Origin of the sequence: Micromonospora sp. DT46 (genome assembly GCF_049841735.1) — a bacterium.
GTDB lineage: Bacteria > Actinomycetota > Actinomycetes > Mycobacteriales > Micromonosporaceae > Micromonospora > Micromonospora reichwaldensis.
Genome location: NZ_JBNCKW010000005.1, coordinates 176,782 through 194,849 on the forward strand (window position 1 = coordinate 176,782; position 18,068 = coordinate 194,849).

17 protein-coding genes are annotated in these 18,068 nt (G+C 74.4%); 9 read left to right on the forward strand and 8 right to left on the reverse strand.

The window, feature by feature from the left end; all coding sequences use genetic code 11:
• Window positions 1-226 precede the first annotated feature (226 nt).
• From ACLQ20_RS15090 to ACLQ20_RS15100, 3 genes are all read left to right on the forward strand, one after another.
• Window positions 227-955: an ABC transporter ATP-binding protein gene (locus ACLQ20_RS15090; RefSeq protein WP_151454265.1), complete on the forward strand. Its 729-nt coding sequence runs from the start codon at window positions 227-229 to the stop codon at window positions 953-955.
• Window positions 952-1,707, forward strand: a complete 756-nt coding sequence (locus ACLQ20_RS15095) for an ABC transporter permease (RefSeq protein WP_425856064.1) — start codon at window positions 952-954, stop codon at window positions 1,705-1,707. Before ACLQ20_RS15090 ends, ACLQ20_RS15095 begins: the two co-directional genes overlap by 4 nt.
• 67 nt (window positions 1,708-1,774) lie before the next feature.
• Window positions 1,775-2,383, forward strand: coding sequence for a TetR family transcriptional regulator (locus tag ACLQ20_RS15100; protein ID WP_425856065.1), 609 nt, complete (start codon window positions 1,775-1,777; stop codon window positions 2,381-2,383).
• 27 nt (window positions 2,384-2,410) lie between these two features.
• Here the strand turns inward: ACLQ20_RS15100 and ACLQ20_RS15105 are convergent, their stop codons facing one another.
• Complete coding sequence (locus ACLQ20_RS15105; protein ID WP_425856067.1) at window positions 2,411-3,169, reverse strand: DUF2470 domain-containing protein; 759 nt, start codon at window positions 3,167-3,169, stop codon at window positions 2,411-2,413.
• Window positions 3,170-3,237: 68 nt separating this feature from the next.
• Between ACLQ20_RS15105 and rpsD the strand changes: the two genes are divergently transcribed.
• Window positions 3,238-3,849 (forward strand): 30S ribosomal protein S4, encoded by a 612-nt coding sequence (gene rpsD / locus ACLQ20_RS15110; protein ID WP_425856069.1) that lies wholly within the window; start codon window positions 3,238-3,240, stop codon window positions 3,847-3,849.
• 93 nt (window positions 3,850-3,942) lie between these two features.
• Here rpsD and ACLQ20_RS15115 read toward each other — a convergent pair whose 3' ends face one another.
• Both ACLQ20_RS15115 and ACLQ20_RS15120 read right to left on the reverse strand, forming a co-directional pair.
• Window positions 3,943-5,670, reverse strand: a complete 1,728-nt coding sequence (locus ACLQ20_RS15115) for an ABC transporter ATP-binding protein (protein WP_151454289.1) — start codon at window positions 5,668-5,670, stop codon at window positions 3,943-3,945.
• Window positions 5,671-5,806: 136 nt separating this feature from the next.
• Complete coding sequence (locus ACLQ20_RS15120; protein WP_327031256.1) at window positions 5,807-7,687, reverse strand: ABC transporter ATP-binding protein; 1,881 nt, start codon at window positions 7,685-7,687, stop codon at window positions 5,807-5,809.
• Window positions 7,688-7,832: 145 nt separating this feature from the next.
• Between ACLQ20_RS15120 and ACLQ20_RS15125 the strand changes: the two genes are divergently transcribed.
• From ACLQ20_RS15125 to ACLQ20_RS15135, 3 genes are all read left to right on the forward strand, one after another.
• Entirely contained in the window at window positions 7,833-8,462 is a 630-nt protein-coding gene (locus ACLQ20_RS15125) for a TIGR03085 family metal-binding protein (protein WP_425856070.1), read from the forward strand.
• Between the two features lie 124 nt (window positions 8,463-8,586).
• Entirely contained in the window at window positions 8,587-9,552 is a 966-nt protein-coding gene (locus ACLQ20_RS15130) for a terpene synthase family protein (protein ID WP_425856071.1), read from the forward strand.
• Between the two features lie 138 nt (window positions 9,553-9,690).
• Window positions 9,691-11,517 (forward strand): AMP-dependent synthetase/ligase, encoded by a 1,827-nt coding sequence (locus tag ACLQ20_RS15135; protein WP_151454272.1) that lies wholly within the window; start codon window positions 9,691-9,693, stop codon window positions 11,515-11,517.
• A gap of 66 nt (window positions 11,518-11,583) precedes the next feature.
• Here ACLQ20_RS15135 and ACLQ20_RS15140 read toward each other — a convergent pair whose 3' ends face one another.
• Window positions 11,584-12,897, reverse strand: a complete 1,314-nt coding sequence (locus ACLQ20_RS15140) for a low temperature requirement protein A (RefSeq protein ID WP_425856072.1) — start codon at window positions 12,895-12,897, stop codon at window positions 11,584-11,586.
• A gap of 86 nt (window positions 12,898-12,983) precedes the next feature.
• Window positions 12,984-14,441, reverse strand: coding sequence for a PLP-dependent aminotransferase family protein (locus ACLQ20_RS15145; RefSeq protein WP_425856073.1), 1,458 nt, complete (start codon window positions 14,439-14,441; stop codon window positions 12,984-12,986).
• A 58-nt stretch (window positions 14,442-14,499) separates the two neighbouring features.
• Here ACLQ20_RS15145 and ACLQ20_RS15150 point away from each other — a divergent pair, with 58 nt between their 5' ends.
• Both ACLQ20_RS15150 and ACLQ20_RS15155 read left to right on the forward strand, forming a co-directional pair.
• Window positions 14,500-15,153 (forward strand): YczE/YyaS/YitT family protein, encoded by a 654-nt coding sequence (locus ACLQ20_RS15150; protein ID WP_132236350.1) that lies wholly within the window; start codon window positions 14,500-14,502, stop codon window positions 15,151-15,153.
• A 55-nt stretch (window positions 15,154-15,208) separates the two neighbouring features.
• Window positions 15,209-15,670, forward strand: coding sequence for a hypothetical protein (locus tag ACLQ20_RS15155; RefSeq protein ID WP_425856075.1), 462 nt, complete (start codon window positions 15,209-15,211; stop codon window positions 15,668-15,670).
• 106 nt (window positions 15,671-15,776) lie between these two features.
• Here ACLQ20_RS15155 and hisF read toward each other — a convergent pair whose 3' ends face one another.
• The 3 genes from hisF to ACLQ20_RS15170 all read right to left on the reverse strand — a co-directional run bounded on the left by hisF (window position 15,777) and on the right by ACLQ20_RS15170 (window position 18,065).
• Window positions 15,777-16,544 carry an imidazole glycerol phosphate synthase subunit HisF gene (hisF, locus tag ACLQ20_RS15160; protein ID WP_151454276.1) on the reverse strand — a complete coding sequence of 256 codons (768 nt, stop codon included), beginning with the start codon at window positions 16,542-16,544 and terminating at the stop codon, window positions 15,777-15,779.
• A gap of 97 nt (window positions 16,545-16,641) precedes the next feature.
• The gene (locus ACLQ20_RS15165; RefSeq protein WP_425856076.1) at window positions 16,642-17,643 is read right to left on the reverse strand and encodes an NADP-dependent oxidoreductase; all 1,002 of its coding nucleotides are present in this window, start codon (window positions 17,641-17,643) and stop codon (window positions 16,642-16,644) included.
• The gene (locus ACLQ20_RS15170; protein WP_425856417.1) at window positions 17,640-18,065 is read right to left on the reverse strand and encodes an organic hydroperoxide resistance protein; all 426 of its coding nucleotides are present in this window, start codon (window positions 18,063-18,065) and stop codon (window positions 17,640-17,642) included. Before ACLQ20_RS15170 ends, ACLQ20_RS15165 begins: the two co-directional genes overlap by 4 nt.
• Between the last annotated feature and the right edge of the window lie 3 nt (window positions 18,066-18,068).

An 18,068-nucleotide genomic window follows, 5' to 3' on the forward strand; every position in this document is an offset into this window, starting at 1 on the left:
GTGACCCACGGCGCCATCGTGCCGTACGTCCGATCAGGGCGCAATGCCCGATGGTACGCCTGATGCCCGTTGGCGGACCCGCTGTCCGGGTCCGAAGGCTAATGCCCGACCGATCTCCCCGCCGCGCCGGGGTCCGTGCGGGTGGACCGGGGTCGATCGTTGCGGCCCGGCGGGCGTCTCCGTTAGCGTCGAGTTCAACGGATGATGAGTTTCCCGGGAGGCGCCGGTGGACGAGGCGATCGCCGTACGCGACCTGGTCGTCGAGCGGGGCGGGCGGCGGGTGCTGCACGGCGTCAGCGCGGACGTGCCGCGCGGTTCGGTCACCGGGCTGCTCGGCCCGAGCGGCAGCGGCAAGACCACACTGCTGCGGGCGGTGGTCGGCGTGCAGGTGGTCGGCGCCGGCTCGGTGACCGTGCTGGGGCGCCCCGCCGGGTCGCCGGAGCTGCGCCGCCGCGTCGGCTACCTGACCCAGGCGCCCAGCGTCTACGCCGACCTGACGGTGCGCGAGAACGCGCGCTACTTCGCCGCCCTGCACGGCCGGGGGCGGGCCGAAGCCGACCGGGCGGTCGCCGAGGTCGGGCTCGCCTCGGCCGCCGGCCAACTGGTCGGCACCCTCTCCGGCGGGCAACGCAGCCGGGCGTCGCTGGCCTGCGCCCTGGTCGGGGAGCCGGAACTGCTCGTCCTCGACGAACCGACCGTCGGCCAGGACCCGGTGCTGCGGGCCGACCTGTGGGCCCGGTTCCACGCCATGGCCGCCGCCGGCACCACCCTGCTGGTCTCCAGCCACGTCATGGACGAGGCGGCCCGCTGCGACCGGCTGCTGCTGATCCGCGAGGGGCGGCTGATCGCCGACGACACCCCCGACGCGGTCCGCGCCGCTGCCGGCACCGACGACCTGGACGAGGCGTTCCTGCGGTTGATCAGGGCGGGCGCCGCCGGACGGGAGGCGTCGTGAACCCCCGGATCCTGGCCGCCACCACCGGCCGCATCCTGCGCCAGCTGCGGCACGACCGGCGCACCGTGGCGCTGCTGCTGGTGGTCCCGTCGGTGCTGCTCGCCCTGGTCCACTCCATGTACGTCGACCAGCCCGCCCCGCCGGGGCAGCCGTCGACCTTCGACCGGGTCGCCCTGGTGATGCTCGGCTTCTTCCCCTTCGTGATCATGTTCCTGGTGACCAGCATCGCGATGCTGCGCGAGCGCACCACGGGCACGCTGGAGCGGCTGCTCACCACCCCGCTGGGCAAGCTCGACCTGCTCTTCGGCTACGGCATCGCGTTCGGGCTGGCCGCGGTGGTCCAGGCGGTCGTCGCGTCCGTGGTCGCGTACGGCGTCTTCGGGCTGGACACCGCCGGACACAGCGGGCTGGTGGTGCTGGTCGCCGCGCTGAACGCCGTGCTCGCCGTCGCGCTCGGGCTGTTCTGCAGCGCCTTCGCCCGCACCGAGTTCCAGGCCGTACAGTTCATGCCGGTCGTGGTCGTGCCCCAGTTGCTGCTCTGCGGGCTCTTCGTGCCCCGGGGCGAGATGGCGGGCTGGTTGCAGGCGGTCAGCGACGTGCTGCCCCTGTCGTACGCCGTCGAGGCGCTCCAGGAGGTCGGCGCCCACGCGGAGCCGACCGGCACGATGTGGCGGGACGTGGCGGTGGTCGCCGGCGCGGCGGCGCTGGCGCTGGTGCTCGCCGCGGCCACCCTCCGGCGGCGCAGCGGCTGAGCCGCCGACCCGACCGGCGGGCCGCGACGCGGCCGGCGGCGGGACGAAGGTGGAGCGAAGGGCGACGATGGCGCGGCGGACCGGACGACGACCCGGCAACCCGGACACCCGGCAGGCCATCCTCGACGCGGCCCGCGCCGCCTTCGCCGAGCGGGGCTTCGACGGGGCCTCGATCCGGGCCGTCGCCGCCGCCGCGCAGGTGGACCCGGCGCTGGTGCACCACTACTTCGGCAGCAAGGACCGGCTCTTCCTGGCCGCGATGCACGCGCCGGTCGACCCGGCCGAACTGCTGCCGAGGGTGCTCGCGGGCGACCGCGCGGGTCTCGGGGAGCGGCTGGTGCGCACCTTCCTCGGCGTCTGGGACTCCCCGGCCGGCACCGCCGGCGTGGCCCTGCTGCGTTCGGCGGTGAGCAACGAGTGGACCGCCCGGCTGCTGCGGGAGTTCCTGGTCACCCAGGTGCTGCGCAGGATCCTCGACCAGCTCGACGTCGACCCGGCCGAGCTGCCGCTGCGCGGCTCGCTGGTGGCCAGCCAGCTGATCGGGCTGGTCATGATGCGGCACGTGGTCCGGCTGGAACCGGTCGCCTCGGCCGCCCCGGAGACCCTCGTCGCGGCGGTCGGCCCCACCGTGCAGCGCTACCTGACGGGCGATCTCGCCGAGGTCTTCGCCGGCTGACCGGACGGCCGGGGCGGCGGCACCCGGTCAGGCGTGGTCGGCGTGCCGGGACGGGGCGTGCCGGCAGACCAGCGGATGCAGGAACCGGGTCAGCTCCGCCTGGCAGTCCAGCGGACGCGGGAACGCCAGCCGGACGCGCCGGCGGGCGCCGGGTCGGCCGTGGACGACCAGCAGGCCGTACCGGTCGATCCGGACCACCCGGGGCGCGGTGTCGATGCCGCCGTCGGCGAGGCCGAGCTGGCGGCGCAGGTACCCGGCCACCTCGGCGGCGTGGTGGTCGGCGAGGTCGGCCAGCAGCTCGGCCTCGACGGCGTGCAGCGGGTCGGGCTCCGCCTCGGCGTACGCCTCGGGGTCGATGCGGCGGACGGTGTCGCCGCGTTCCCAGCGGGCCTCGACCACCTCGAAGCGGTGCAGCCGGAACCGGGTGCCGACATCGAGCAGGTCACCGGCCGGCTCCACGGCCGCGAAGTCCAGCGCGGCGCGGCGCTCCTCGTCGCCGTCCAGCCGGGCCGCCCAGCCGGAGACCCAGGCCCGGCCGAGGCTCGGCGCGCCAGCGGCGGGCGGCAGGTCCAGCACGTCCAGCACCAGCGCGACCTCGGAGTCGCCGTCGGCGGGGCGCAGCGCGGCGGCGAGGTCGCTGACGACCGGCACCAGCAGCAGCACCCGACCGTCCGGATCGGTCACGTGCCGGACCTGGTGCGGGCCGGGCCGGTGCGCGACGTGGGCGATGCCGGGCAGCCGGCCCGCGACGAGGGTGCGGACGATCTCCGCCGGGCTGGGCCGCATGAACGACTCCTTCGTAGGTTAGCCTTACCTAACTCGGAGACTAGAGCACCGGATCGGAGACGTCCAGCGTGAACCAACCCAGGCCCAAGGCCCGCCTCTCCCGCGCCCTCGGCATCCCCCTCACCCGCAAGTGCGTGCGGTACTTCGAGCGGCGCCCCTTCCCGCCCGGCGTGCACGGCCGGCAGCGCCGCAAGACCTCGGACTACCAGGTGCGACTGCTGGAGAAGCAGCGCCTGCGCCACCAGTACAACGTCAGCGAGACCCAGCTACGGCGCGCCTTCGACGAGGCCGCCCGGAGCGCGGGCAAGACCGGCGAGAGCCTGGTCGCGCTCCTGGAGCGACGGCTCGACGCGGTGGTGCACCGGGCCGGCCTGACCCGCAGCATCTACCAGGCCCGGCAGCTCGTCGCGCACGGCCACTTCACCGTCGACGGGCGCAAGGTCGACCGGCCGTCGTACCGGCTGCGTCCGGGACAGGTGGTGGCCGTCCGCGAACGCAGCCGCACGACCGTGCCGTTCCAGCTCGCCGCCGCGGGCGCCAACGCCACCGAGGGACCCGGCCAGCCGTACCTGTCGGTGGAGCTGGCCGAGCTGCGGACCACGTTGCTGCGCGAGCCCGCCCGGCACGAGGTGCCGGTGATCTGCGACGAGCAGCTGGTGGTGGAGTTCTACTCCCGCTGACCACCGCGCGGCCCGGCACACCGCCGGGCCGCGCGCCGCACGGGCCCGACGCCCGCGCCGGGACGGCTCAGCGGGACGGCTCAGCGGGTCTGCTCAGCGGGTCTGCTCCAGCCAGGAGGCGTAGAGCAGGCCGTAGACCGACTCCGGGTCGCGGACCAGCTCGTCGTGCGGACCGCGCTGCACGATCCGGCCCTTGTCCACCACGATCACCTCGTCGGCGGCCTGCGCCGTGGAGAGCCGGTGCGCGATCGCGAGGGTGGTGCGCCCCCGGGTCACCGCGTCCAGGGTGCGTTGCAGCCGCACCTCCGTGGCCGGGTCGACCGCGCTGGTCGCCTCGTCCAGCACCAGCAGGTCCGGGTCGGCCACGTACGCGCGGGCCAGCGCCACCAGCTGGCGCTCCCCCACGCTCAGCGCCTCGCCGCGCTCCCCCACCGGCGTGTGCAGGCCCGACGGAAGCCCGTCCAGCCAGTCCGCCAGCCCCAGCTCGGTGAAGGCCGCCGAGAGCTGCGCGTCCGTCAGCTCCGGGCGGGCGAAGCGGACGTTCTCCGCCACCGTGGCGTCGAAGAGGAAGCCGTCCTGCGGCACCATCACCACCCGCGAGCGCAGCGAGCCGAACCGGACCCGCTCCAGCGGCACGCCGGAGAGCAGCACCTGGCCGGCGGTCGGGTCCATCAGGCGGGTGAGCAGCTTGGCGAAGGTGGTCTTGCCGCTGCCCGTCTCCCCCACCACCGCCACCCGGCTCTTCGCCGGGATCTCCAGGCTGACGTCGTGCAGCACGGGCGGACCCCCCGGGTACGCGAAGCGCACCCCCGCGAAGCGGATGTCCAGCGGGCCGGACGGCAGCTCGCGCCCCTGCTCGCCCGGGTCGGCGACGTCCGGCTCGACGTCCAGCACGTCCAGCACCCGGCGCCAGCCCGCGATGGCGTTCTGCGCCTCGTTGAGCACCTCGGTGGCGATCTGCACCGGCTGGATGAAGAGCGTGACCAGGAAGAGGAAGGCGGTCACCTCGCCGATGCTCAGGGTGCGGTCGGCGCCGAGGGTCACCCCGAGCACCACCACGCCGGCCAGCGCCAGGCCGGCCGCCAGCTCCCCGACCGAGCTGCCCATGATGCTGATCCTGATCGCCCGCTGCTGGGCCCGACGCTGGCCGTCGATCGCCTCGTCGAGCCGGCGGGCCGTCCGGCCGGCGATCCCGTAGGCCCGGATCACCGGCGCGCCGACCACGCTCTCCCCGATCGCGCCGAGCAGCGTGCCTGTCCGCTGCCGGACCACCCCGTACGCCCCGGCGAGGCGGCGCTGGAGCCGCCGGATCACGAACACCGCGGGCAGGAAGGCGGCGAAGACCACCAGGGTCAGCTGCCAGGAGTACGCGAACATGACAAGCGTGGTGACCGCCAGCTGACCGAGGTTGATCACCAGGATCACGCCGCCCCACTGGAGGAACTGGGTAATCTGGTCGACGTCGCTGGTCACCCGGGAGACAAGCGAACCGCGCCGCTCCGACTGCTGGTGCAGCATCGACAGGTCGTGCACGTGCCGGAACGCCCGGATCCGCACGTTGGCCAGCGCGGTCTCGCTGACCGTGAAGAGCCGGCGCATCATCAGGTAGCCGCAGATCGTGGTCACCACCAGCACCGCGACGGTGGCGGCGACCACCGTCCAGACCACGCCCAGGTCCAGGCCGCCGACGATGCCGTTGTCGATGCCCTGCTGCACCGCCACCGGGACGGCCGCCCGGCCGACCATGTAGACCAGGGCCAGGCCGAGCGTGCCGGCCAGGCCGACCCGCAGCTCCGGGGAGAGCGCCAGACCGCGGCGCAGCGTCTGCCACGTCGTCTCGGTCGTCTCCGGAACGTCGACGGCCTCGGCCTCGGCCTTCCGCGTGTCCGTGGCAGTGGTCACCGGGCTTGCCTTTCGTTCGCGACTGCGGGGCTCCGCTGCGCTGCACTCCTCGCGCTCACCGGTCCACCTCGATTTCCAGGCCCGACGTCAGCGGGGCGACCTCGTCGTACGTCTCGTCCTTCGCGTGGTCGACCTCGGCCTGCTCGTAGGCGGTGACCAGGTCGGCGTAGCCCGGCACCGTGGCCAGCAGCTCGGTGTGCGGGCCGCGGGCGAGCACCCGGCCCTGTTCCAGGTAGACCACCTCGTCGGCCAGCGCGATGGTGGCCCGCCGGTAGGCGACCACCAGGATCGACGCGGCCGGCGCCCCGGCCTGCCCCGCCGAGGAGCGCAGCCCCGCCAGGATGGCCGCCTCCACGCGGGGGTCGACGGCGCTGGTCGCGTCGTCGAGGACCAGCAGGCGCGGCCGGCCGGCGAGCGCGCGGGCCAGGGTGAGCCGCTGCCGCTGGCCGCCGGAGAGCGAGGTGCCCCGCTCGCCGACCCTCGTGTCGAGACCGTCGGGCAGGGCCGCGACGAAGCCGTCCGCCTCGGCCAGCCGCAGCGCGGCCCAGACGTCGTCGTCGCCGATGCCCGGCCGGTCCAGGGTCACGTTGGCCCGCACCGTGTCGTCGAAGACGAACGGCACCTGGGCGACCAGCGCGGCGGTGCCCGCCAGCGAGGCGGCGGTGAGCCGGCGGACGTCCACCCCGTCCACGCACACCGTGCCGGCCAGCGGGTCGACCAGCCGCACGGCCAGCGCGGCGATCGTCGACTTGCCGGAGCCGGTCGGCCCGACCAGGGCGACGGTCTTCCCGGCGGGCACGGTGAAGGAGACGTCGCCGAGCACCTCCGTGCCGGGCAGGTGCGCCTCGGCGGGCTCGTAGCCGAACCGGACGCCCGCGAACGCGAGGGTGGCCGGGCGGGGGTCCGTCACGTCGAGCGCCGTGTCGCCGTACGCCATCTCGCCGGTCGCGTCGAGCACCCGGCGGACCCGGTCCCAGCCGGCGACGCTGCGCGGCAGCTCGGCCAGCACCCAGCCGATGGCCCGGACGGGGAACGCCAGCACCGTGAAGAGGAAGGCGACGCTGATCAGCTCGGCGACGCTGATCGCGCCCTGTTGCAGCCGGATCGCGCCGACCACCAGCACGGCGAGGGTGCCGAGGCTCGGCAGGGCCTCCAGCAGCGGGTCGAAGACGCCGCGCAGCCGCCCGACCGCCACCAGCGAGTCGCGCAGCTCTCCCGCGCGGGCGGCGAACCGGTCGGTCTCCTGCGCCTCCCGGCCCATCGTCTTGACGACCAGGGCGCCGTCGAAGCTCTCGTGCGCGATGCCGCTGACCTCGGCGCGCAGCCGCTGTGCCCGGGCCTGGCGGGGGGCCATCCGGCGCGAGTAGGCGACGTTGAGCGCGAAGAGCGCCGGGAAGACCGCGACGCCGACCAGGGCCAGCGCCCAGTCGGTGGCGAAGAGCGACGCCACCGCGCCGACCAGCATCACCAGGGTGCCGACCGCGAACGGCAGCGGGGCGATCGGGTACCAGGCGGCCTCGACGTCGGAGTTGGCGTTGGACAGCAACGTGCCGGTGGCGTTGCGGTGGTGCCAGGACAGCGGCAGCTCCAGGTAGCGGCGGGTGACCCGGCGCCGGTAGGCGGCCTGGAGGCGGTACTGCATGTAACCCGCGCCGAGCCGGCGGCCGAAGATGCCGGCCACCCGCAGCACGCTGATGCCGAACAGCGCGACGGCCGCCAGGGCCAGCCCGCCGACCCCGACCTCGCCACGCTCGATCGCCGGCACCACCACGTCGCCGACCACGGCACCCACCACGTAGGCGCTGGCCACCGTCATGGCGCCGAAGAGCACACTGCCGCTCACCGCGACCGCGAAGATGCGCGGCTGCTCCCGGATCGCCCGCCCGAGGACGGCCAGCCCCCGCACCAGCACGTCCCGACTTGTCCTGCTCGCCACGCTCTCCCCCGCCGTAAGCCGCACCTATCCTCCTCATCCTTACCGGTCCGAGCCAGCTCCGCCGCCCCGGACCGCTATGTCCACCGTCACGGCCGCCCGGCCCGCTCAGCGCGCCGAGCGGGCCGGGCGCGCCTACGATCGGGGCATGCCGCGGTACGCCCGAACGGAGCGCGAGGCGCTCGTCGACCTGATGCAGACGCTCGGACCGGACGCGCCGACGGTCAACGAGGGATGGACCACCCGCGACCTCGCCGCCCACCTGGTGCTGCGCGAACGCCGACCCGACGCCGCTGGCGGCATCCTGCTCCCGCCGCTGCGCGGCTACGCCGAGCGGGTGCGCCTGCGCGTCGCCGCGCGCCCCTGGCCACGCCTCCTCGAAGAGGTACGCCGGCCGCCGGTGTGGAGCCCGGTCAGCAACCCGCTCACCGACGAGCTGGCCAACACGCTGGAGTTCTTCATCCACCACGAGGACGTGCGCCGGGCCCGGCCGGGCTGGCTCCCCCGCGACCTGTCGGCGGGGCTGAACGCGGCGCTCTGGAAGCGGTGCACCGGGCTGGCCCGGCTGGCGCTGCGCCGGTTCCCCGCGGACGTCTTCGTCCAGGCACCCGGCTACGGGGAGCTTTCCGTCGGCCGGGGCGGCGAACCCGTTCGGGTGGTGGGGGCGCCGGGCGAGCTGGCCCTGTTCCTCAGCGGCCGGCAGCGGGTGTCCCGAGTGCAGATCGACGGGCCAGCGGCACCGACCGAGCGACTCCGGGGCGCCAACCTGGGCATGTGACGCACTGCGCGTTAACGGTCACAGCACAATCCGGAAAAGCGGTTACCCAACGATCGCGACCGATCCCTGCTCCCGTACGCTGTCCCGCGCCGTCCCGCCGTGGGGCGGCGCGACAGGGGGCACCATGCGGACCTTCGCGGCTTCGGCGCTACGGGAACCCCCCTTTCCCGCGCGCCAGCACGACGCCACCGCACGGGTGGCGCGGGAGAGCACCGAGTGGGCGCTCGGCCACGGGCTGATCGCTAACGGGCACCGGCTGCACCGGCTGCGCCGGGCCGACGCCGCCGGGCTGGCCGGGCGGGCCTGCCCGGAGGGCCCGGTGGAGGGGCTGCGGCTGCTGACCGACCTGGTCTCCTGGCTGTTCGTGATGGACGACGCCTGCGACGAGGACGGCCTCGGCGACTCCCCCACCCGGCTGGCGCCGACCGTCGCCGCCCTGCTGGACGTGCTGGACGGCCACGGGGGACGGGCCGACGCCCCGGCGACCGAGACGGAGACCGTGGCCGGGCCGCTCGGCGAGGCGCTGGGCGACCTGTGCCGGCGGGCCCACGCCGCCGGCGGGCCCGTGGCGCTGCTGCGCTTCGTCGGCGAGGTGCGGGAGTATCTGCTGGCGCTGCTCTGGGAGGCGGCGAACCGGGAGCACGGGCGGGCGCCGGGGCTGGCCGAGTACGTCCAGATGCGCCGGCACACCGGAGGGGTCCACCCCAGCTTCACCCTCACGGAGCTGGCCGCCGGGGCGCTGCCGGGCGCGACCCACCGCGCCGAGCCGTCGCTGGTCGCGCTCGACCTGCTCGCCGCCGACCTGGTCTGCTGGTGCAACGACGTCTTCTCGTACGGCAAGGAGCACCTCGCGCAGCCGGACGTGCACAATCTGGTCGCGGTGATCGCCGCGGGGCGGGCGGCCGGCGACGAGTCGTCGGCCCTGCGGGCGGCGGCCGACCGGTTCAACGAGGGCCTCTCGGCGTACCTGACGACGGAGGCGGCGCTGCTCGCCACCGGTGACGACGGCCTGCGGCCGGCCCTCACCGCGCGGCGCAACTGGATCCGGGCCACCTACGACTGGTCGCTGGAGGCGGCCCGGTACGCCTGAGCCGGGCGTCCATCCTCCGAGACGTGGCCCAGCCGTGATCCACAGGGCTAGCCGATGCCCGGGCGCAGGCAATACCCTTCGGTAACGAACGCCGACGTGACCGTGGTCACGTCTCCACCCCCGAAGGCGGCTACAGCGATGGCTCTCGATGTACCGTACCGTTCCATCCCCGACATGTTCCTCAAGCGCGTGGCGGCGTCCCCCGACCGCGACGCCTTCGCCCACCCGGCCCCCGACGACTCCGGGCCGGTGTGGCTGACCTGGGAGCAGATGGCCCGTCGCGCCAAGGCGGTCGCCGCCGGGCTGCACGGCCTCGGTGTCGGCCTGGAGGATCCGGTCGCGATCCTGGCGAACACCCGGCTCGACTGGGTGATCGCCGACCTCGGCATCATGTGCGCCGGCGGCGCGACCACCACCGTCTACCCCACCACGGAGCCCGACGACGCGACCTACATCATCGCCGACTCCGGCTCGCGGGTGCTGTTCGCCGAGAACCCGGCACAGGCCGCCAAGATCGCCGGTGCCGAGCTGCCGGCGCTGACCCACGTCGTGCTCTTCGACGGCGCCGCCGACCCGGCCGCCGCCGTCCCCCAGCTCACCCTCGCCGAGTTGGAGGAGCAGGGCACCCAGGCGCTGGCCGCCGAGCCCGACCTGATCGACATGCTGGTCGCCGGGATCGGTCCCGAGCACCTGGCCACGCTGATCTACACCTCCGGCACCACCGGGCGCCCGAAGGGCGTCGAGCTGCTGCACGGCGGCTGGTGCTGGGAGGGCGTGGCGCAGGTCGAGGTGGGGCTGCTCCGCGACGACGACCTGCAGTACCTCTGGCTCCCGCTGTCCCACTCGTTCGGCAAGACCCTGCTCTGCGGGGCGATCCACGTGGGCCTGCCGACGTACGTCGACGGCCGGGTCGACAAGCTGGTCGAGCTGCTCTCGGTGATCCGGCCGACGCTGATGTGCGGCGCGCCCCGGGTCTTCGAGAAGGTCTACAACAAGGCGGTGACCACCGCGCAGGCCGGCGGCGGCGCGAAGGCGAAGATCTTCGGCTGGGGCGTCCGGGTCGGCAAGGAGAAGGTCGCCCTGGAGCAGGCCGGCCGGCCGCTCCCGACGGGGCTGAAGCTGAAGTACACGGTGGCGGAGAAGCTGGTGTTCAGCAAGCTCCAGGCCCGCCTCGGCGGCCGGATCCGGGTGCTCGTCTCCGGCGCCGCCCCGCTCAGCCCGGAGATCGCCACCTTCTTCGCCGCGGCGAACCTGCCGATCTCCGAGGGCTACGGCCTCACCGAGACCAGCGCCGGCAACTTCGTCAACCCGCCGGTCGGGCTGCGGATCGGCACCGTCGGCAAGGCGATGGGCGACCTGGAGTGCCGGATCGACACCGACGGCGAGATCCTGGTGCGCGGCCGGCCGGTGATGCGCGGCTACCACAACCTGCCCGAGGAGACCGCCGCCGCGTTCACCGAGGACGGTTTCTTCCGCACCGGTGACATCGGCACCCTGGACTCCGACGGCTACCTGAAGATCACCGACCGGAAGAAGGACCTGGTCAAGACCTCGGGCGGCAAGTACATCGCGCCCTCGCACATCGAGGGGATGTTCAAGGCGACCTGCCCGTACACCTCCCAGGCGGTGGTGATCGGCCAGGCCCGCAACTACTGCACGATGCTGGTCACGCTGGACCCGGAGGCGATCAAGGGCTGGGCCGCCGGCACTCCCCTGGAGGGCCGCGACTACACCGAGATCGTCACCTCGCCGGAGGCGAAGGCCATGGTCGAGGGGTACGTGGCCGAGCTCAACGCCAAGCTCAACCGCTGGGAGACGATCAAGAAGGTCGCCATCCTGCCGCGCGACCTGACCATCGAGGACGGCGAGATCACCCCGTCGCTCAAGATCAAGCGCCGCGGCGTGGAGAGCAACTTCGCCGGCGAGATCGAGAAGATGTACGCAGGCACGCTGGCCGAGCTCTGAGCCCGCGACGTCGGCGGCCCCACGTTCCGTACGGGGTCGCCGACGTCGGACGGGCGGGGCGCCGGCTCACAGATGGTGGCCCCGCCACCGCGTCTGCTCGGCCTCGGAGGCGAGCTGTTCCTCCAGCGCCACCTGCCGCACGCGCCGCCGCCGCGGGGCGTCCACGACCGTCTGCACCGCGACCGTCAGCACGGCGGCCACCGCCAGCATGGCCAGGGCGACCAGTTCCGGCAGTTGCCCGGCCACCGGGGTCAGCGCGACGAGCAGCAGGACCCCGCAGATCGACGGCCAGCGCGCCGCGCCCAGCATCCGGCTGCCGAGCAGGATCAGCGTGAGCAGGTATAGCGCGACCCCGCCGAAGAGGGCCAGCATGTCGAAGCCGGGCAGCGGCACCCCCCAGCTCGGGGTCGCCGGGTCGGCGCCCTCGTGGATCAGCCCCTTGAGGCCCAGCGCGAAGAGGATCACGCCGGTGATCAGCGGCAGGTGCAGGTAGGTGTACACGTCCCGGGCCAGCCCGGCGCGGGTACGCGGGTCGCGGGTGTGGTGCAGCACCTGCTCCATGGCCAGGGCGAGGGTGTCGAAGTACCCCCACCACAGCGCCGCGACCACGGCGAAGCCGAGCAGCGCCGCAATGATCACCGGCCAGGTCAGCGGCAGGGTGGACGTGGGGCCGGGCCCGAGCCCCAACGCGATGATCGACTCGCCGAGCGCCACCATGATGATCAGCGCGTGCCGTTCCGCCCAGTGCCCCGCCGAGAGCACCGTCCAGCCCGCGCGGTGCTGGGTCAGGCCGGCGCCGTACTCGACGGCGAGCGCACCGACCCACAACGCCAGCCGGAGCCCGATCTCGGCTGTGCCGTCGAAGAGTCGCTGCGGCACCATCGCGGCGGCCAGGATCAGCCCCGTGGCGATCAGGAACGGCAGGACCAGCACGGGCATCCGCCGGCGCACCTCCCGGTCGGTGCGTACGGCCCAGAGGAAGACCGTCACCTGGGTCGCGCGGACCAGGAAGTAGCAGACGGCGAAGACCACCGGGCCGGGCAGTCCGCCGGGGCGGTCGACGAACGCCTTCGGCAGGCTCAGCGCGAGCACGAAGACGGCGGCGGAGACGGCGAAGCCGACCAGCGGTGCGAGCCCCTGGTCGGTGCGGACCACGTTGCCCAGCGCGGCGAAGCCGCTCCAGCACCACCACAGCAGGGCGAGCACCACCAGGAACCGGATCAGCCCGCGCGCGTCCGGGGTGCCAGCCGTCACCGTGGTGACGTTGAGGAAGGCGAAGACGAAGACGAGGTCGTAGAAGAGTTCGAGCCGGGTGGTGCGGGAGCCCGGTGCGTTCGGCAGGATCCCGCGCGGCCACCGGATCCCCCGCGCGTCCCCCACCTGCGCAGTCTCCCAGCCGCGGAGCGGGGCGCAGGCGCGATTGACCGACCCGGCGGCCCGTTCCGGCCGGCACGCCGGCCCGGCCCTCAGGCGATGACCGCCGGTTCCCGCCACTGCGACCGGCCGCCCCGGTCCAGGTCGTAGCGGACGGCGGCGATGCGGCCGACCGCCTCGACCAGGTCGGCGGCCGGCAGGGTGAACGGCAGCCGCAGGAAGCGCTCCAGCGTGCCGTCCAGGCCGAAGCGGGGACCGGGCGCCAGGCGTACGCCGACCTCCTCGGCGGCCCGGGCCAGCGCGCTGGAGATCGGCCCGTCGAGCTCGGCCCAGAGGGTCACCCCGCCGTGCGGGACGGTGACCCGCCACTCGGGCAGGCGCTGCGCGAGCGCCGCCAGCAGGGCGTCGCGCTGGGTGGTCAGCTGCGCCTGGCGCGCGGCGACGATGGCCGGCGCGTCGGCGAGCAGGTGGACCGCGACCAGCTGGTCCAGGACCGGGCTGGCCATGTCGACGCCCACCCGGGCGGCGGCGAGCCGCTGCACCTGCGGGGCGGAGGCGCGGACCCAGCCGATACGCAGGCCGCCCCAGAAGGGCTTGCTCATCCCGCCGATGGTGATCACCCGGGAGTGCCGGTCGAAGCTGGCGGTGGGCGGGGGCAGCACCGTCCCGTCCAGCGGCAGGTCCACGAACGACTCGTCGACGACCAGGTCGGTGCCGACGGCGTGCGCGGTGGCCACCACCCGCTCGCGCAGCGCGGCCGGCATCAGGTGCCCGGTCGGGTTCTGGAAGTCCGGGATCAGGTACGCCAGCTTGGGCCGGGCCTGCCGGAGGGCGCCGAGCAGCAGGTCGGCGTCCCACCCGGGCTCCTCGACGGCCAGGCCGTGGGTGGTGATCCGGGCCCGGCGCGCGGCCAGCGCGGCCAGCGCGTTCGGATAGCTGGGCGCCTCGACCAGCACGTTGCCGCCGGGGGCGAGGGCCAGCCGGAGCACCAGGTCGAGGGCGTGCTGGGTGCCGTTGGTGACCATGATCTGGTCAGGTGAGGTGGGCAGGCCCCGATCGGTGTACGCGCGGGCCACCGCCTCGCGCAGCTCGATGATCCCGGTCGGGTGGTAGCCGGCGCCGCCCAGGTAGCGGGGCAGGTCCTCGGCCGCCGCGCGGGCGGCCGGCAGCAGCTCGGGCGGAGCGGCGAGCGCGGCGACCCCGAGGTCGATCATGTCGCGGTCGTCCAGCGGGGTCCAGAGCCCGGTGCTCGCCACCCGGTGGGTGCCCGGGAGCATCGTCCAGCTGCCGGCACCCCGCCGGCTGGCGAGGTGCCCGCTCTCCCGCAGCTCCCGGTACGCGGCCGTGACCGTGGTCCGGCTGATCTTCAGCGCCTCGGCCAGCTCCCGCTCGGCGGGCAGCCGCACGCCCAGCGGCAGCCGGCCGTCGGCGAGCAGGCCGCGTACGGCACCGGCGAGGGCGGCGTAGTCGGGGCTGCGCCGGCGGCCGGGAAGCGCATGCCACTGACCGAGGAGCCGGGCCAATTGGACACCCCGAACCTGACTCGTCATGGCCACTCCTCCCGGATTGGCTCTTACGCTGCGCCAATTGGCCTTTAGCGTGGCATGGGTGACACCGATTGGCAATCTCCGACATCGTCCCGCGCGGCGGCTGAGCCAGCTCTACGCGGGCCTCGTCCTCTACGGCGTCAGCATGGCTCTGATGATCAACTCGGAGCTGGGCCTGGACCCGTGGAACGTGTTCCACCAGGGCCTGTCCGAGCTGACCGGCCTCTCCATCGGCACCGTCACCATCGCGGTGGGCGTGCTGGTGCTGCTGCTCTGGATACCGCTGCGCCAGCGCCCCGGCCTCGGCACGGTCAGCAACGCGCTGGTGGTCGGGCTGGTGGTCGACGCGACACTCGCGCTGATGCCGGCCGGCGGGTCGCTGGGCGTACGGGCCGGGATGCTGGTCGCCGGCATCGTGGCCAACGGGGCGGCGACGGGGCTCTACCTCGGCGCCCGCCTCGGACCCGGCCCTCGGGACGGCCTGATGACCGGCTACGTCGCCCGCCGGCCCGGCCGCTCGATCCGGCTCGTCCGCACCGTCATCGAGGTCACGGTGCTGGCGCTGGGCTGGCTGCTCGGCGGGACGGTGGGCGTCGGCACGATCGCGTACGCGCTGGGCATCGGCCCGCTGACCCAGGTCTTCCTGCCGCTGTTCACGGTCCCCGGGCCGCAGGACCCCGCCCCGGGCCCGGTCGCGCCGCTCCCCGCCACCTGACGCGACCCGGATGCCGGGTGTTCCCTTCGGACGCCACGCCCGGCAGAATCCTCGCATGGGGGAGAACGGATGGCGCTGGACCGATGCCTGGATCTTCGTCTCGGTGGTGATCGCCAGCGGTGCGGGACGGCACCGCCGCGCGGCGAGCAGCCGCCGCCCCGAGGGCGTACGCCTCGCCGACGTGATCTCCACCGCCGACCATCTCAACCAGGCGATCCCCGAGCGGCACGAGGTGGAGGCTGCGGTCCGTCGCCTCGTCGGGGCCGGGCTGGTCAGCGTCACCGACGGCTGGTTCCGGATCACCACCGACGGTGAGCGCCTCTGGCGCACCAGGCCGAACGCCGGGCTGGCCACCACGGTGGACACCGTGCAGGGCGTCCTGGTCCGGCGACACGCCCCCGTCAGCGCCGACTGGCACCTGGACGAGGCAGACCACGCCGCCGCCGTCCAGGAGTACGTGGTGCGTTCGATCCCGGCGCCCCGGCGCTCCCCCGAGAACCGGTCCCGCCGCGACTGAGCGGGCACCGCCGGGCCGGGCGGGCCGGAGGGACCGGGCGGAACGCGCGGACGGAGGGACCGGCCGGATCACGCGGCCGGGCGGACCGGACGGATCGCGCGGGCGGTCAGCGGACGGGGTGCCCGGCCCCGCGCAGCGCGTCCTTGACCTCGGCGACGGTCAGCTCGCCGAAGTGGAAGACGCTGGCGGCGAGCACCGCGTCGGCGCCGGCGCCGATCGCCGGCGCGAAGTGCGCCACCTCGCCCGCGCCGCCGCTGGCCACCACCGGCACGTCCACCACCCGGCGCACCGCGCCGATGAGTTCGAGGTCGAAGCCGGTCTTGGTGCCGTCGGCGTCCATCGAGTTCAGCAGGATCTCGCCCGCGCCCAGCTCGGCGCCGCGCCGGGCCCACTCGACCGCGTCCAGCCCGGTGCCGCGCCGACCGCCGTGGGTGGTCACCTCGAAACCGCTGGGCGTGCCGCTGCCGGGCGCCCGCCGCACGTCGAGCGAGAGCACCAGCACCTGCCGGCCGAAGCGGTCGGCGATCTCGGCGATCAGCTCGGGGCGGGCGATGGCGGCGGTGTTCACCCCGACCTTGTCCGCGCCGGCGCGCAGCAGGGTGTCGACGTCGGCGACCTGCCGGACGCCACCGCCGACGGTCAGCGGGATGAAGACCGACTCCGCCGTGCGGCGGACCACGTCGAGCATCGTGCCCCGGTCGCTGGAGGAGGCGGTGACGTCGAGGAAGGTCAGCTCGTCCGCGCCGGCCCGGTCGTACGCCGCCGCCAGTTCCACCGGGTCGCCGGCGTCGCGCAGGTCGAGGAAGTTGACCCCCTTGACCACCCGACCGGCGTCCACGTCGAGACACGGGATGACCCGTACCGCCACCGTCATGCCGCGAGCCTATCCCTCCCGGCACCGGCGGTGACCGGCCGGTACGGCCGGTCACCGCGGTCGACGGGGGTCCCCCACGCCGGAGAAGTGGCCTCGCTCACACCCGGACGAGCATCTTGCCCAGGTTCTCGCCGCGCAGCAGGCCGAGGAACGCCTCCGGGGCGTTCTCGATGCCATCGACGACCGTCTCGTCGTACGAGACCCTGCCGTCGCGCAGCCAGCCGGCCATCTCGCGCACGAACTCGTCGCGCAGGTGGCCGTGGTCGCCGACCAGGAAGCCGCGCAGGGTGAGCCGCTTGCCGATGACCAACGCCAGGTTGCGCGGCGCGGCCGGGGGCTCGGTGTCGTTGTACTGCGCGATCATGCCGCAGATCGCGGCCCGGCCGTGCACCTTCATCGCGGAGATCGCCGCCTCCAGGTGGTCGCCGCCGACGTTGTCGAAGTAGACGTCGACGCCGTCCGGGGCGGCGGCCTTCAGCGAGTCGCGCACCGGCCCGTCGTGGTAGTCGAACGCGGCGTCGAAGCCCAGCGCGCGCAGCCGCTCGACCTTGGCCGCCGAGCCCGCGCTGCCGACCACGCGCGCCGCGCCCCGCAGCTTGGCGATCTGGCCGACCAGGCTGCCCACCGCGCCGGCGGCGGCGGAGACGAAGACGGTCTCCCCCGCCTTCATCCCGGCGACGTCCAGCAGCCCGGCGTACGCGGTCAGGCCGGTCATGCCGAGCACGCTCAGGTGGGCGCTGACCGGGGCGAGGTCGGGGTCGACCTTCCGGGCGGCCCGCGCGTCGAGCAGCGCGTACTCGCGCCAGCCGAGGCCGTGCAGCACGGTGTCGCCGGGCTGGAGGCCCTCGGCCTCGCTGGCCACCACCTCGCCGACCGCCCCACCGTCCAGCGGGGCGTCGAGCGCGAACGGCGGCACGTACGACCTGACGTCGTTCATCCGCCCCCGCATGTACGGGTCGACCGACATGTACCGGTTGCGGACCACGACCTGGCCCGGGCCGGGGGTGGGCACCTCGGTCTCGACGAGCCGGAAGTTGTCCGCGGTCGGCCAGCCCTGCGGGCGGGCGGCCAGGTGGATCTCCCGGTTGCGGGTGCTCACAGCGCCTCGCGCACGGTGAGGGTGACCTCGATGTTGCCGCGGGTGGCGTTCGAGTACGGGCAGACCTGGTGGGCCTGCTCGACGACCTGCTCGGCGGCGGCCCGCTCGACGGCCGGGAGGTCGACCAGAAGGGTGACGGCCAACCCGAAGCCGCCGCTGCCGTTGGCGCCGATGCCGACCTCGGCCTCGACGACCGAGCCGGAGACGTCGACCTTCGCCTTGCGGGCGACCAGGCGCAGCGCCGAGTGGAAGCAGGCGGCGTAGCCGGCCGCGAAGAGCTGCTCGGGGTTGGCGGCGCCGCCGGCGCCACCCATCTCCTTCGGCACGGCCAGGTCGAGCTCGACGGTGCCGTCGGAGGTGCGGACGTGGCCGTCCCGACCGTCCCCGGTGGCCCGGGCGGACGCGGTGTAGAGCACCTGCATGGT

What these genes read in the sequence shown, in the direction of transcription:
- ACLQ20_RS15100 (WP_425856065.1), top strand. Translation starts at nt 1,775, where the DNA reads ATGGCGCGGCGGACCGGACGACGACCCGGCAACCCGGACACCCGGCAG.
- ACLQ20_RS15105 (WP_425856067.1), bottom strand. Translation starts at nt 3,169, where the DNA reads ATGCGGCCCAGCCCGGCGGAGATCGTCCGCACCCTCGTCGCGGGCCGG.
- ACLQ20_RS15125 (WP_425856070.1), top strand. Translation starts at nt 7,833, where the DNA reads ATGCCGCGGTACGCCCGAACGGAGCGCGAGGCGCTCGTCGACCTGATG.
- ACLQ20_RS15130 (WP_425856071.1), top strand. Translation starts at nt 8,587, where the DNA reads ATGCGGACCTTCGCGGCTTCGGCGCTACGGGAACCCCCCTTTCCCGCG.
- ACLQ20_RS15135 (WP_151454272.1), top strand. Translation starts at nt 9,691, where the DNA reads ATGGCTCTCGATGTACCGTACCGTTCCATCCCCGACATGTTCCTCAAG.
- ACLQ20_RS15145 (WP_425856073.1), bottom strand. Translation starts at nt 14,441, where the DNA reads ATGACGAGTCAGGTTCGGGGTGTCCAATTGGCCCGGCTCCTCGGTCAG.
- ACLQ20_RS15155 (WP_425856075.1), top strand. Translation starts at nt 15,209, where the DNA reads ATGGGGGAGAACGGATGGCGCTGGACCGATGCCTGGATCTTCGTCTCG.
- hisF (WP_151454276.1), bottom strand. Translation starts at nt 16,544, where the DNA reads ATGACGGTGGCGGTACGGGTCATCCCGTGTCTCGACGTGGACGCCGGT.
- ACLQ20_RS15170 (WP_425856417.1), bottom strand. Translation starts at nt 18,065, where the DNA reads ATGCAGGTGCTCTACACCGCGTCCGCCCGGGCCACCGGGGACGGTCGG.